This window comes from Serratia sp. 22264 (assembly GCF_052045345.1).
In the GTDB taxonomy this organism is placed as follows: Bacteria; Pseudomonadota; Gammaproteobacteria; order Enterobacterales; family Enterobacteriaceae; genus Serratia; species Serratia plymuthica.
This window is the reverse complement of the sequence record NZ_JBQEOY010000008.1, coordinates 109324-123427: the sequence shown is the minus strand read 5'-3', so window position 1 is coordinate 123427 and position 14104 is coordinate 109324. Positions and strand designations below refer to the sequence as shown.

Here is a 14104-nt window from a genome sequence, read left to right as displayed (position 1 = left end):
GGGCTGGGGTAATGAAATCTCTAATTAAATGTGTTTTAAATCAGGTGGTTATATTTTTTTTGGAATGCGCGATTGCATTCATTAGGCGTGAATTTGCCACAGTTTATGTCTGAAAGTGATCTAATCCCTGTTGCCGACGGTGAAAGTTAAATGGCGATAATGTGAGCCGATTCAAAAAAAGTGGCTGATATTTTGGTAGGACGTAATGATATGTTCGATCAGCAGGCGGGTTTTTAACGGCAAATTGCGGGTGTAGGGATAGACGGCGTAAACGCCTAATACTTTTGCGCAATGGCCGGCTAAAATTTCCACCAGTTTACCGTCCTGCAAATCCTTGTACACCATGCAGCGCGGCACCATGGCAATGCCATAGCTGCCGATGACCGCTTTGCGGATCGCGCGGGCGTTATTGGCGGACAGGTTGCCGTTGACCTGCAGTTCGTAAATGTCGTTGCCGCCCGGTTGCTTCATTAGCCAGTTATCGGTACCGCTTTCCTGATAGGTATACGTCAGGCAATTATGCTCGAGCAGATCAGCGGCCGACTGGGGCTGAGGATGGCGCTCAAGATAGCCTGGCGAGCAGACGATCACCCAGCGGGAGTCCAGAATTGGGCGTGCGATAAGGCTGGAATCGGGCAGGGTACCGGTGCGAATTGCCAGATCTACGCCTTCCTCGACCAAATCGACAAAGCGGTTTTCCAGCCGCATTTCTACCTTCAGGTTTGGATGTTGCGCGCAGAATTCCGCCACGCTTTCGCTGAGCAACAGTTCCCCGGAAATGGTTGGCACCGACATACGGACAGTGCCGGTCAGTTCTTCACTTTTTTCACTGACGGCGTATAGCGCATCCTGAACTTTCATGCCGATGTCTTTGGCCTGTTGGTAGAGCGCCAGGCCGCTTTCCGTGAGCGTCAGACTTCGGGTAGTGCGGTACAGCAAGCGCGCGCCGAGGGACTTTTCCAAACGACCGATGCGCTTGCTGACCACTGAGCTGGTCACGCCGGCGGTTTCGGCGGCTTTGCTGAATGAGCCGCAGTCAACAATCAGGGCAAACAGAATCAGGTCATTGGCGTATTCGTGTGTGGCTAGCATTGGCATCCTGTCATCGCAGAGACCGGTTTGATACATCAGTGTAAATCCGGCACGTCAGGAAGCAATCTTTTCATCGCGGCTTACCGGCTTTTTCAACTGGTCAGATCTGATTGTTTCTTATTTAAATAGCGTCTAATTTAAGAATTATCCTTTCCGTTACCTTCCCATTATTCCTGGGGTTTTCTTGTTTTCTTGTTTTTTATTTATTTTTTAATAGAGTTATCTTGTCAATAAAACTTAGCGGGTAAAGTAACGCTATGGCTGAATGTAAATAATTGTATTGATCTGCCTGTTTGAGAAGGCTATTATTTTTGCGACTTGGTTTCATCGTTAGTCAATTGTCCCTGCAATGGTTTTTCAGAATTGTTTTTTGCCTGAGGTGAAAAACAATAGCGTAGTGTATTTCTGATTTTAATATAAATAAGGATATTGTAATGAAAAAGATCAATCTGTCTGAAGCGGAAAAAATCGTTGGCGGCACTTTCTCCTGTGCCAAAAATTTCGAGTGGGTGGGCAACGGCAATAACCGGACCTGCAACCTGGTAACCACCTGCGCGGATAAATTCGGCGGAGTGAAAAAAACCTACCGTCCGGCGCCTTCGGCCAGCTGTGGTACCAGCGTACCTAATTAATCCAAATGGGCTGAACGCCTGCATTTAGGTTAAGGGTTATCAAGCGGGTTGGTTTCTGTGCCACCCCGCCTTGGCCCTGCCGGCGTTTTATCGATAGCATAATATTACCGTTCCTCAGGGTATTGGATTTCCATAATAAATGTTTACCTGACAGGTTTGAATATTGGTTCGTTCGCAGGATGCGCCCCATGTATAAACGTCCGTTGTTATTCGTTAGTTATACATTTTTCATTATTGTCATTACAACCATTATGACTTCGGTATATTTCCACGTTTACGTTATTAATCAACCCGAAAGTGAGGGCGTGAGAGCTATTGCGCCTGAGAAGGTGAATGACAGCCCATTAACAGAGGTTAATGCTATTGTCGAAGTGTTTTCTTATGCCTGCCATTATTGCGAGATAAATGAAAGCAATATCGCCGAGTTGGAAAGAAATCTGCCCGCAGGGACCCGTTTGATACGGCTGCACCTCAATGACGACGATCAAAGCGGTATGGCGGCGTTTGCACCACTGTTTGCCACGCTGACGGTCATGGGGATCGAAGCGCGGCATCGTCCGGCCGCCTATCAGGCAATCATAAAAGAAAAGATTAATTTGGCGGATAAGCAGCACCTTGTCGGTTGGCTGAAGGCTAACGGCATTGATGAAGCGGCATACGAGAGGGCCAGTGCTTCTGCTCCGGTGAAAGAATTGCTGGCGTATATGTCGTCGGTAAGCCGCTATTACCAGGTCAATGCTACCCCGAGCTTTATCGTCAACAGGAAATGGCTGGCGGTGCAGGACCGTGACTTCCCGGCCTTCAGCGAGCAGTTACTGTATCTCTTACAGCATGATAAGCCGCTGGAGCCCTGATGCGCTTCTTTTCCGTATGGGTCTATCTGGCATGGAAAAATGGCCTCGACGGCATGGTTCGCTATACCACAAAGTTCGTCGGTCTCAGGGATCGGCTGGTATGCGCCATGCTGCGGCGTATGGATTACCGCCTTTATTTGGGGCTCCGGCATCGGCTGCATTGCCTGTCACTGTTGCCGTCTGGGCAGCGCAACCGGAGCGCGGTGGCCATGGCGAATTATCGCAGTTTACTGGGGCGCATGGGTGAACTGGATTTTTCATGGCTGATGCAGCGGCGGCGGTTGTTGGATTTTGCCGCGGTTTACGCACATAACGCCGAGCTTTTGGGCCAATTAGCACAGTGTTCCGCCCAGCTTAACCGGGTGGTGGAGCCTTTGCACCGGTCTGGAGTTCCGGTGATCCTGGCGCCGATGCATACGGTTTCCGACGTGTTGGCCACGCTGGTGGGGGCTGGGGTGTATCCGGGGCTGGTCACGGTGATTGTCTCGGGCGAGGCGCAGGAATATCTGCGACAGGCTCCAAAGTGGCAACAGAATGTTGACCTTTGTTCCATACACGACGATCAACGGCGGATTGCCGGCAAGTTGGCGCAGGCGATGCTGGAAGCCGCAGAACATCGCCGCAATATTATTTTGTTCCCGGATATCACACCGGATTACACGCTGAACAGCAATAAGGATCTCTCGGCCAAGCAGGCCTGCCGTTTGTTCAATCGCCCGGCGCATTTGCACAGCGGCATTGCCCGGTTGTCGCGCGCGTTACAGGCTCAGGTGGTGTTTTACTCACTCTCTTACGACGGCGGGATCCGCATTCATATCGATGAACCTGTTGCTGCAGAAAATATCGGTCATGTCCTGCCAGGGATAGTGGAAAGGACAATGGTTCGGCATGCGGATGAGTGGTTGTTATGGCATTCGCATTCATTGTTTTTTATTAATGAATAAGTCAGGGATGTAAAAAAGCATGGAACACATTATTCCAACGCCGGTCTTTCAAAGCGAAATCAATGAATGCGGATTGGCCTGTATCGCCATGCTGGCGGAAACTCAAGGGATCGAGGCGTCTTTGACGGAGCTGCGGGAACGTTATCCGGCGTCGCAGCACGGCACTTCGCTGGCGACGCTGTGCGCCATACTGTCCGAATTGGCGCTACCGGCTTATCCGGTGGCATTTGAACATCAAGATCTCGCCGCTCTGCCTTTGCCGGCGATTTTGCACTACGGCGCGGGCCATTATGTCGTGTTGGCTTATCGTAAAGGGAACTACGTCTGTGTAATGAACCCGGCGTTCGGCCAACAGCTGCTGCCGCTTGGCGCGTTGAAAGCAGAAATTAGCGGCTATGCGCTGGTGTTGGATCGCGAAGGTTCCTCTACATCCCCTATGCCCGCAGGAAAGAAGCGCAACGGGCGTTGGCGCGCGTTCGCCAGCCTGAGCATGAAGGATACCGCCGCCCTTGCCGGTATTTATCGCCTGGCGGCCATGACATTTTTTATCTCGCTGACGTTATTCATTATGCCGGTGATGGTGGGCAGCGCGATTAACCAGGTATTCTCGACTGCGGGGGAGGCAGGTTTTCCTTACTTCTATTACCTGTTGGCATTTGTCGTTTCGACCGCCCTGGCGTTGGCCGTTCGCATGATTACCGAACGTTTTATCAAGCACTTCGTTTTGCTGCACGGTGCAGCCGGCTTTTCCCGTTTGCTTGATAATTCGCTGAATTTCTTCAATAAACGTGCGCCGGGTGAGATCTTCAGTCGTTTTACCAGTTGGCAAATGGCCGCCGGGCAAAAAATAGAGTTGGATAACAGCCTGCGCACCGATTGGATTATCGGTGCGATAGCCTTGGTGGCGATGTGTTATCTGAGCCCGATGCTGGCCCTGGTGCCGGTGATCGGCATGTTCCTGATGGGGGCCGTCAGCGTATGGGCCATTTATCAGGATCGCTACTATACCCAGCAGTTGCAGGCGAAAGGCGCTGCGCAAAATGACTTTATTCTGGAGACCATCCAGGGGTTTTCAACCATCAAATCTGCCGGCCTTACCGGCCAGCGGCAGCAGGGCTTCGCCGCCCACGCTCTCTCGTTGTTTAACTGCCTGCAACAACAAAAAATCTATGAGCAGGTGAAGGGCAGCGTTTACCAGTTGATCGCCAGCCTGGAGATGGTGTTTTTCATGCTGCTGGCGTTGCCACTATTGAGGAACGGCGAGCTCAGTCTGGGGGCATTCTTTGCCTACAGTTTCATCCGTGAAATTTTCACTTCTTATACCAGCAAGATCTTTTTTTCCGTCCTGCATAAAAACCAACTGCATGTGATTGACGAACGCGCGCGGGATCTGTTCCCCGCTTTGCCTTCTGCTGCCGGGCAACGCGGCGGCCGGGCGTCTGGCTTCAACGCTCGCTTGTGCTACCGCTCGGTGACGTTTGCTTACGATGCCGGCCAACCGATTTTGCGGGATCTGTCGCTGTCCCTGACTCGGGGGCAGTGCATCGCCATTACCGGCGGTTCCGGCGCCGGCAAGAGTACTCTGCTTAAGGTCATGGCCTGTCTGCTGGTGCCTCAACATGGCGTGCTGGAATTGGACGGCCAAACGATCGACGGCGGTGCGGCCCAGGGGTTGTTTTTCCTGCAAAGTCAGGAGGATATTTTGTTCAATGCCTCGGTATTACAGAATATTACGTTGTTTGCGTCGCCGGTGCCGGGGCAACGGGCGAGGGTCGAAAAGGCGCTGCGCGGACTGGGTCTGGCCGACGCGGTGGCGAAGTTACCGGGAGGGGTGAATGCGCTGGTGCGGGAAAGTCACGCCGGCTTGTCGTTGGGGCAGCGCCAGCGCCTGTTGTTAACGCGCGCCATGTACAGCGATTGCCCGGTACTGGTGTTGGATGAGCCGACGGCGAATCTGGATGAAGACACTGCGGGTAAGGTGATAGCTACGTTATTGGCCCACTGTCGGGAACACCGTAAGACACTGATTACCGTTACCCACAACCAGAGGCTGCTGCCGCTGTTTGATCGGGTTTTACACATGGCGGAAGGTCGCTTGGAAACCGCAGCTTTTCCCCACGCAGCGGTGAGATGCCCTACGGCGGCTGAGTGACATGATGAGGAAAAAAGTGCTTTTCAGCCTGATGGTGCTGTTTGCCATTGTGCTGTCGATCGCCGGAAGTTTGGCGCTGCTGAACCGTCCGGGCGCAATGGAGCCGTCGAACGCGGTGCGCATCGGCCGTGGCGACATCGAGAAAAACGTTTTGGCCACAGGCATTCTAAAACCGGCTCTGCAGGTCAATGTGGGCGCGCAGGTAAACGGGCAGTTGAAAAAGCTGTATGTCAAACAGGGCGATCGAGTGAGCCAGGGGCAACTGTTGGCTGAAATAGATCCGACCTTGCAGAAAAACGAACTGCGCAAATCACAGGCTGAGTTGCAGAGCGCGCAGGCGCAGAAACTGATGAATGAGGCGTTGTTGACGCAATACCAACTGGAACTCACACGCCAGAGGGTACTGCGACGAGATAGTGCCGGCGTACTCAGCGATCTGGAAAAGGCTCGGGCGCAGCGGGATGCCCAACTGGCGCAACTCAAGGTGAATGAGGCGCAAATCGTTCAGGCGGAAATGGCGTTGGAAACCGCCAGAGCTAACTTGGCCTTTACCCGCATTGTTGCCCCCATTGACGGTGAGGTGTTGGGCATTGTTACTCAGGAAGGGCAAACCATTGTCTCTTCGCAGAGTGCGCCGACCCTGCTGGTGCTGGCCAACGTGGATACCATGATGGTGCATACCCGGATATCGGAAAACGACATCCTGAAAGTACGGGTGGGGCAACCGCTGTGGTTCTACTCGGCAGCCGATCCCAAATGGCGCTATGACAGCGTGATGGGGACGATACAGCAAGCGCCGTCCGAGGCACTGGAGGCCGATCCGATGAGCAGAAATCTGAGCCAGCAGTCGTCGGCGGTGTACTACAACGGCGTTTTTGCCGTCGCTAACGGCGAGCGCCGGTTGCGCACCTCGATGACGGCGCAGGTGTTCATCGTTACCGACCGGGCGACGAACGTGCTGCGGGTACCGATGGCTGCGCTCGGTGCGCCGCAGGGGGTGGGCCTATATCAGGTTCGGGTGCGCCAGGGGGAACAGACTTTGTCGCGCCAGGTGCGGACAGGCATTAGCGATCGCGGTTACGCCGAAGTTCTGGCAGGGCTGGAGGAAGGTGAGTGGGTGCTAATGGCACCGCAGAATGACGCAGAGGAAGATCATGACCGCTAAGGCCACCCCAGTGATCGTTTTGGAAAATGTTTCCCGAGACTTCAACGCCGGCGAGCACAGGGTACGGATATTGAAACACATCTCGTTGTGCATTCGGCGTGGTGAAATGGTGGCTATTGTCGGTGCCTCCGGGTCCGGAAAATCGACACTGATGAACATCATCGGCTGTCTCGACAAACCCTCTCAAGGCGTAGTCCGCATCAACGATGTGGCGATTCAGCAGGCAGACGGCGAGCGGTTGGCGCAACTGCGAAGCCGCCATGTCGGTTTTATTTTTCAACGCTATCACCTGATGCCCTACCTGACGGCCAGTGAAAATGTGGCGATCCCGGCGTTGTATACCGCTATGCCTGCTGCTGAGCGCCGCCTGCGAGCGCAGGGCCTGCTGGCGCGTTTGGGATTGTCCCAACATGGGCGGCGGCGCCCGGCCCAGCTGTCCGGCGGGCAGCAGCAGCGGGTCAGTATTGCTCGCGCCCTGATGAACGGTGCGGAAATCATTCTGGCGGATGAGCCTACCGGCGCGTTGGACAGTGTCAGCGGCCAGGAGTTGATGGGCATTCTGCATGCGTTGCACGCGGCCGGGCATACCATCGTCATCGTCACGCACGATCGCCGGATTGCGGAGCAAGCGGAGCGGATCATTGAGATCGGCGACGGAGAGATCGTTACCGATCGTCATAACGACACGCGTCGGGTCTCGGCTGACGGGCATTTTCCTGCGCTTTCCGCCCCGCTTCGTCGGGCGCATCTCTGGCCGGCTTTCAGGGAGGCCGTCAGCATGGCCTGGCGCGCTTTGCTTGGGCACCGGGTTCGGGCGTTATTGTCGATGCTCGGCATCATCATCGGCATCGCTGCGGTTGTCTCCTCGATCGCCATCGGCGAGGGGACCCGGCAAAACATCCTGAATGAAATCAGTCAGCTTGGTACCAGCTCGCTGGAGATCCGCCCGGGGTTGGGATGGGAAAAGAAACGTCCGGATTTTGAACGCTCGCTGAGCTTGCAGGATGTCGCACTGCTCTCTGCATTGCCGTATATCGACAGCGTTTCCCCGGTAGCCAGTGCTCAGGTGCTGGCCGTTCGGGATGGCAAGCAGGTGCAACTTCCCGTAATGGGGGTCGGTAACGGTTATTTTCGGACGCAGGGCACTCGTTTGATCTCCGGCAGCACTTTTACTCAACAGGACTTAGACCAACGCGAACCGGTGGTGATTATCGATACGCAGCTTAGGCAGGTGCTGTTCTCCTCCTTGCGGGATCCGATCGGAGAAGTGCTGCCTCTGGCGGGCGTTCCTTATCGGGTCATAGGCGTGGCGGAACGCAAGGGAGCTAAATACGCCGGCGCTCAGCCACTTGCCTGGTTGCCTTACACCTCTTTGACCGGCCGCATATCGGGCGACATGCCGCTGGAGTCGATAGTGATGCGTGTGCGGGAAGGGCTTTCGCTGACCCGGGCTCGAGATGATGTGGAGCGGCGCTTGATGTTGGAACATGGTCGGCGGGATTTTTTCACGGTGACCGATGACCAGATGACGCAAGCCCTACAGAAAGCCTCCGCCTCCATGAGCTGGCTGATTACAGCCATCGCAGGCATTTCATTGTTGGTTGGCGGAGTGGGGGTGATGAACATCATGCTGGTGTCGGTAACGGAACGCACCCATGAGATAGGCATTCGCTTGGCGGTTGGCGCCAGGGAAAGAGACATTATGCGCCAGTTTTTGATAGAGGCGGTGGTCATCTGCAGTTTGGGCGGCGCCATGGGCATTGCCTGTTCCGCCCTGGTTTGCCTGGCGCTGGCCTGGTTGACGCCGCAGGTCACCATGGTATTTACCTGGCCGCCATTGCTGTTGGCCTGTGGTTTTTCGGCGCTGATCGGCGTGGGGTTTGGTTTTTTTCCGGCGCGCACCGCCGCCCGGCTACAGCCCGTAGAGGCATTGGCGCGCGAATGAGAAAATTTTTAACGTTGCTTTTTGTTTCGCTGCTCGGTGGTTGCGGGGGGAGTCCTGCCGGCGGGGAAGCGCAGCGGCAGCTATTACTGCCGTCACAATGGCGGATTGCCGACGAGGATGTCGGGGCGCTACGTAGCGATGGCGCTTGGTGGGACAATTTTAACGATCCGCTGCTGTCGGCTGTGATCGGCGCTGTGCTGGCAAATAATCAAGATCTGGCACTGGCTGGCTTGCAATGGCGCGAGGCCCTTTTGGACGCTGAGCTGGTGAACGGCAACCTGACCCCGGATATGGTCGCCAACCTGAGTGGCCGCAATATCAGAACGCTGCAGAGCGCAGCGCCACCTCAGGAGATCTACCAGACGGCCTTCTCCCTGAGCTATGAATTGGATCTGTGGGGCAAGTTGGCGCGGGCCCGTGAACAGGCTGAATGGCTGGCCGACGCCTCCGAATTGGACCGGAAAAATACGGCGCTGGTGCTGATTGGCACCGCTGCTCGCTTATATTGGCAAATCGCCAATTTGAACCAGCAAAATCGACAGCAGCAGGTTGCGGTGGCGATCGCCCGAAACACCCTGCAACGGGTGAAGGCGCGGCATGCCGCTGGTGACGTTGGAAAGTTTGAAGTGTTGCAGGCCGAGCAAAAGTTGCTTGAACGGGAAAACCAGCAGCATGACCTGCGCCGGCAACGGGAGAACTCGCGTAATTCCCTGGCGCTGCTGTTTGGTCAGTCGCCGTTTGCACGGAGTTGGGAGCGTCAATCGCTGGCTATCGAGAGTGTCCCCATTGTTCAACGCCAGCCGGTAGCCGTGATTGCGCAGCGGCCTGATGTCCAGGCTGCGGAACGGCGGTTGCGAGCTGCTCTGGCGGGAGCCGAGTTGGCTCGTTTGAATTTTTATCCGGCACTGAGCCTGGATGCGGCGCTGGAGGCGGGCAGCCGGGTCTTTCGGCAATGGTTCAGCGATCCGACGCGCGCGCTGGGGATGTCTTTGACGCTGCCGTTTATTGAGTGGCGAAAAATGCAATTATCCAGCGAGAAAGCGCTGTTGCAGGCGCAACAGGCGGAAATCCAGTTTCGTGATGCCGTCTATCGCGCCTTGGCGGACGTGGATAATGCTATGGAGCAGCGTTTGGAAGCGCAACGGCAAATCGACAACCAACGGCAGCATCTGGCGATGAGTCGGCAAGGCGTTATTTTGGCGCAGAACCAATATCAGGCCGGTGCGGTGTCATTGCAGACGTTGCTGGATGCTCAGGATGCGCTGTTGTCCAGTGAGAATGCGCTGTCGGAGCAGCAGTACCGTTATCTGAATGCCACCATGCAACTGTGGTTGGCGCTGGGGGGCGCAGCATCTCGGAATCAAGGGAAAGGAATTAAACATGGATAAGGGAAGATTGCACAGGCGGGTTGTGGTAACCGGCTACGGTGCTGTAACGGCATTAGGCACCAATGCGCAACAAAATTGGCAGGCTATTATGGCGTGCCGATTAGCCTATCGGTATCACGACAAATCGGCTGCGGGGATCCGCTCACGTTTTTTTGCGTTGATGGATGAAGAGCCGCCGCTTGAAGGTATATCGCGGGCGACCCTGCGTCGATTACCGCGTTTTGCTCGGCTGGCCTTGGCGGCGGCGACGGAAGCGATAGACATGGCATTCTCTTCAGCCTCGACTGGGCCGGCACATTTTTATCCTTCGCTGGATTGCGGTGCCATTATCGGCAGCGGGTGGGGCGGGCAGGATGAGATCCTGGTGAATAACGTGGATTATCAGCATTCAGGCTTGGGCCGATTGTTCGGCGGTTTTCATGCGATGCCCAATATCGCGACGGCGATCTGCAGCCAGCGTTGGTTGCTCAGGGGATATCAGAGTTCACCTGCCGCTGCCTGCGCAACGGGGAGCATAGCTATTGGCGAGGCGTTTGAGATTATCCGCAGTGGCCGCGCAACCATGATGTTGGCCGGCGCTGCCGAGTCGCTGAGGAACAATGGCGCTATATGGAATATGGATGTACTGCGTGTGTTGAGCAATGAGCAGCAGGATATCACCAAAGCCAGTTGCCCATTTAGTCGGGCGCGTAACGGTTTTGTGTTGGCTGAAGGGGCGGCGGTGCTGTGCCTGGAAGAATGCGATGCCGCTCTGGCGCGCGGCGCAACGATATTGGGAGAAATCAAAGGATACGGCAATTATTCGGACGCCTTCGATCTTACTGCTCCAGCGGATGACAAGCAGGCCAGAGTGAAAACCATGCAACGGGCTCTTGCGCAGGCGGGTCTTGGCAGCCACGAAATCGACTATATCAACGCGCATGGCACTTCAACGCCGCTCAACGATCTAAATGAAACCGAAGCCATCAAACTGGCGCTGGGAGCGGATGCATACCGGACTCCACTTTCCAGTACCAAATCTTATACCGGCCATCTGATCGCCGCCTCCGGCAGCTATGAATCCATCCTCTGTTTGCAGGCTCTTCAGCAACAGATAATCCCGGGCACTTGCCATTTGAACGAGGCCGATCCGGCCTGCGATCTTGACTATGTTAGCGAAGGGCATCGCTGCGGGGATTTGAGGCACGTCATGAACCTCAGCTTTGGTTTTGGGGGCGCTAATGCGGCATTGGTGTTTGGCAAGGCCGATATTAATAACCAGCAGGAATGATGATGGAAAAGTACCAAATCTTGCATGAAGCTGTTTGCACCCTGCTATACGAGGCCAGGGAGTTGGATCGGGCATCCCTGTCGGCAGATATACCTTTACGGCAGTTAGGCTTGGATAGCCTGGATTATGTGGAGTTGATGCTGCTGGCCAAGCGAGAGTTCGGGATATCACTCAGTGCGGAGATGTTTATTGACCAGCCGGATCTGACATTATCAGAGCTCTGTCATTATATGTCCGCGCAATAACTGTCTATCCGTCGTCTTTCAAGTGCAGCGTTGTTGCCTGCACGCATTTACGTGGCCCGTCCATGGGCCACTCTCCTCCGGGCCGCAGCAAGCAGCGTTCAAATCTGCTCCGGGCAGATTTGTCACCCCAGCGACTTATCTGAGTAAGCTCCTTGAGATGAGGTGGCTGGGTGCTTGGCTGTGCTGTACAGGGATGTACGAATGCCGCGAGCGCATGGATGCGGCTTGAGCGGCCAACTTGAAACCCATAGAGGATAATAAGATGCCTCAGGTTTCACATCGAGGTATGGCTGTTCTTCCTTAATACTTCTCTTCCGTCCCCGATTATCATTCCTCGATATCGATAAATAAGACGATGAAATTATCAATATGCACTGTGTGAGTATTCTTAGTTCCTTTTGTTACATATAAAACAGGGCTTGGAACAGCCGTGAAACATTGTTAGGAATATTCTTTATTTATAGCGACGACTCGCCGGTTATTGTGATGAAAATCGTTTTCTTTGGCGTTCTAAGTGGTTTTTTTTAATGAAATAGAGGTTGTACATGTTGAAATCATTAACCTTACTCAGGATTGCATGCTCAGCATGCGGTTCATTTTTAGCATAAATCATGTCGGCACTTTTCAACTTCAACCAGAGCTGTTCAGTCAGATCAAATCCGCTATACTCCGCGCAGGATGCAGGAACCTATCCGTAAACCGGAGTACGCTCCGCGTATCCATTGTGGTGATGTAAAAGGAAAATGACAGCCACATTTTTCTGATCAAAGTAATAGAGGTACCATGTCCAATCGTAAACATCTAATGCCTTCCGAAGTTGAAAGGTTGCTTGAGGTTACGCTGCAGGGGAAGAATCCAGAACGTGATTACTGCCTGATATATATGTGTTTTATACATGGTTGTCGCGCCAGTGAAATTGGCGGCTGGCGACTCTCGGATATCGATCTGGAGGGCGGTAATATCTATGTCCATCGGTTGAAGAATGGTTTTTCTACCGTGCACCCATTATACCTGCGTGAAAGGCAATGCCTGCGGCGCTGGCTGGAAAAACGCAAAGAGCACCGTGGGGCCGATGGAGAATGGTTATTCCTTTCCAACCGGGGAGGACGCCTGTCACGTCAACGAATTTATTCTCTGATTCGGCATTACAGCAGAGCGGCTAAATTGGAAGTAAACGCTCACCCTCATATGCTGCGTCACGGCTGTGGATTTGCGTTGGCCGATCGTGGGATCGATACCCGGTTAATTCAGGACTACCTGGGGCATAAGAATATCCAGAATACAGTCATTTATACCGCCAGCAACGCGCAAAGATTCAAGGAAATTTGGTAAGCAGGATTTAAGTTAATATATTTAAGGAGTCACTTTGAACTAAAGTGAAACATACTGTAAGGACGTGTAAAACCAATGTCAATACTCGCATCAGCACTTTCCTAAATATTCTATTTTTTTATTTAAAAACAAAAGGATGAGCGATATCCATTTAAATTATCACCAGCCGTGATCTAAGTATAATCCTGCTTAATTTCCAACCTCACTAAGTAATCCATTCAAGGTTCTGATTTTTTCAACCATTTACCCTTACATGATCCTCTAATTGCTTCATAAAAAACTAAAATAAATTAAATAATCAGCATGAAAAACCAAAGGAGTCACTTTAGTTCAAAATGAACCGTTTGGATGAATAGGCTCGCGGCAATGAATCACTCCTGTCGGAGAATACATCTCGGTTTGTGAACTAAATAAAAGGAGTGACATAAGGTTATGTCGGAAATAAACCAATGCATTTTTTGCATTATTAAAAGGAAATTAGGATGAAAAAGAATCTGCTGGCTTTAGCCGTTGTTAGCGCGTCCGTATTTGCCACTTCGGCATTCGCTGCCGATGGCGTAGTCAACTTCAAGGGCTCGATTACCGATCAGTCCTGTACCGTAGATACCACATCTAAAAACAAGGAAGTTGTCTTGGGTAAGGTTTCCAAAGACGCATTTACCTTAGGCAAGACCGCAGGGGCCAAACAGTTCAGCCTGGTACTGAAAGATTGCCCGAAAACAGTTTCTGGCGCCACGGTGCGTTTTGACGGTACCAAAGTCGTAGGCCAGGCCGGTTTACTGGAGCTGACGGCGGCGACTGATGCGGCGACCGGTGTGGGGGTACAACTGCTGGATGATCAGAACAACGTGATTAATCTTGGCGTAGATTCACGCATTTACACTCTGGTTTCCACTGGGGATAACACGCTGGACTTTATGGCCCGTTATTATGCCTATGCAGCTGTTGGTACTGGTAGCGCCAACGCGACGGCAAACTTTACCGTCGTCTACCAATAAGGGTTTAGCTGACTTTCGGCAGTTAGTTAAATGGGCCAGGGGAAACTATCTCTGGCTCTTTAATCATGGATGACCAGGACGGAAAGA

12 protein-coding genes are annotated in these 14104 nt (G+C 53.4%); 11 read left to right on the top strand and 1 reads right to left on the bottom strand.

The window, feature by feature from the left end:
• Window positions 1–171: 171 nt before the first annotated feature.
• Complete coding sequence (locus ACTJJ1_RS22205) at window positions 172–1092, bottom strand: LysR family transcriptional regulator (RefSeq protein WP_440835326.1); 921 nt, start codon at window positions 1090–1092, stop codon at window positions 172–174.
• A 434-nt stretch (window positions 1093–1526) separates the two neighbouring features.
• Between ACTJJ1_RS22205 and ACTJJ1_RS22200 the strand changes: the two genes are divergently transcribed.
• The 11 genes from ACTJJ1_RS22200 to ACTJJ1_RS22150 all read left to right on the top strand — a co-directional run bounded on the left by ACTJJ1_RS22200 (window position 1527) and on the right by ACTJJ1_RS22150 (window position 14017).
• Complete coding sequence (locus ACTJJ1_RS22200; protein ID WP_006327659.1) at window positions 1527–1724, top strand: DUF4762 family protein; 198 nt, start codon at window positions 1527–1529, stop codon at window positions 1722–1724.
• A 188-nt stretch (window positions 1725–1912) separates the two neighbouring features.
• On the top strand, window positions 1913–2578 hold the full coding sequence (locus tag ACTJJ1_RS22195; RefSeq protein ID WP_440835324.1) for a DsbA family protein: 666 nt from the start codon (window positions 1913–1915) through the stop codon (window positions 2576–2578).
• Entirely contained in the window at window positions 2578–3522 is a 945-nt protein-coding gene (locus tag ACTJJ1_RS22190) for an ABC transporter (RefSeq protein WP_440835322.1), read from the top strand. Before ACTJJ1_RS22195 ends, ACTJJ1_RS22190 begins: the two co-directional genes overlap by 1 nt.
• Window positions 3523–3541: 19 nt before the next feature.
• Window positions 3542–5674, top strand: coding sequence for a peptidase domain-containing ABC transporter (locus ACTJJ1_RS22185; protein WP_440835320.1), 2133 nt, complete (start codon window positions 3542–3544; stop codon window positions 5672–5674).
• 1 nt (window position 5675) lies between these two features.
• Window positions 5676–6839, top strand: coding sequence for an efflux RND transporter periplasmic adaptor subunit (locus tag ACTJJ1_RS22180; RefSeq protein WP_440835318.1), 1164 nt, complete (start codon window positions 5676–5678; stop codon window positions 6837–6839).
• Window positions 6829–8784 (top strand): ABC transporter permease, encoded by a 1956-nt coding sequence (locus ACTJJ1_RS22175; RefSeq protein ID WP_440835316.1) that lies wholly within the window; start codon window positions 6829–6831, stop codon window positions 8782–8784. Before ACTJJ1_RS22180 ends, ACTJJ1_RS22175 begins: the two co-directional genes overlap by 11 nt.
• Window positions 8781–10172: an efflux transporter outer membrane subunit gene (locus ACTJJ1_RS22170; RefSeq protein ID WP_440835314.1), complete on the top strand. Its 1392-nt coding sequence runs from the start codon at window positions 8781–8783 to the stop codon at window positions 10170–10172. Before ACTJJ1_RS22175 ends, ACTJJ1_RS22170 begins: the two co-directional genes overlap by 4 nt.
• Window positions 10165–11442 carry a beta-ketoacyl-[acyl-carrier-protein] synthase family protein gene (locus tag ACTJJ1_RS22165; RefSeq protein ID WP_440835312.1) on the top strand — a complete coding sequence of 426 codons (1278 nt, stop codon included), beginning with the start codon at window positions 10165–10167 and terminating at the stop codon, window positions 11440–11442. The genes ACTJJ1_RS22170 and ACTJJ1_RS22165 overlap by 8 nt, the downstream gene beginning before the upstream one ends.
• A gap of 2 nt (window positions 11443–11444) precedes the next feature.
• The gene (locus tag ACTJJ1_RS22160) at window positions 11445–11687 is read left to right on the top strand and encodes an acyl carrier protein (RefSeq protein ID WP_062792614.1); all 243 of its coding nucleotides are present in this window, start codon (window positions 11445–11447) and stop codon (window positions 11685–11687) included.
• Window positions 11688–12470: 783 nt separating this feature from the next.
• Complete coding sequence (locus ACTJJ1_RS22155; RefSeq protein ID WP_013814324.1) at window positions 12471–13019, top strand: tyrosine-type DNA invertase; 549 nt, start codon at window positions 12471–12473, stop codon at window positions 13017–13019.
• 482 nt (window positions 13020–13501) lie between these two features.
• Window positions 13502–14017, top strand: a complete 516-nt coding sequence (locus ACTJJ1_RS22150; protein ID WP_006327647.1) for a fimbrial protein — start codon at window positions 13502–13504, stop codon at window positions 14015–14017.
• The last annotated feature ends 87 nt before the right edge of the window (window positions 14018–14104 follow it).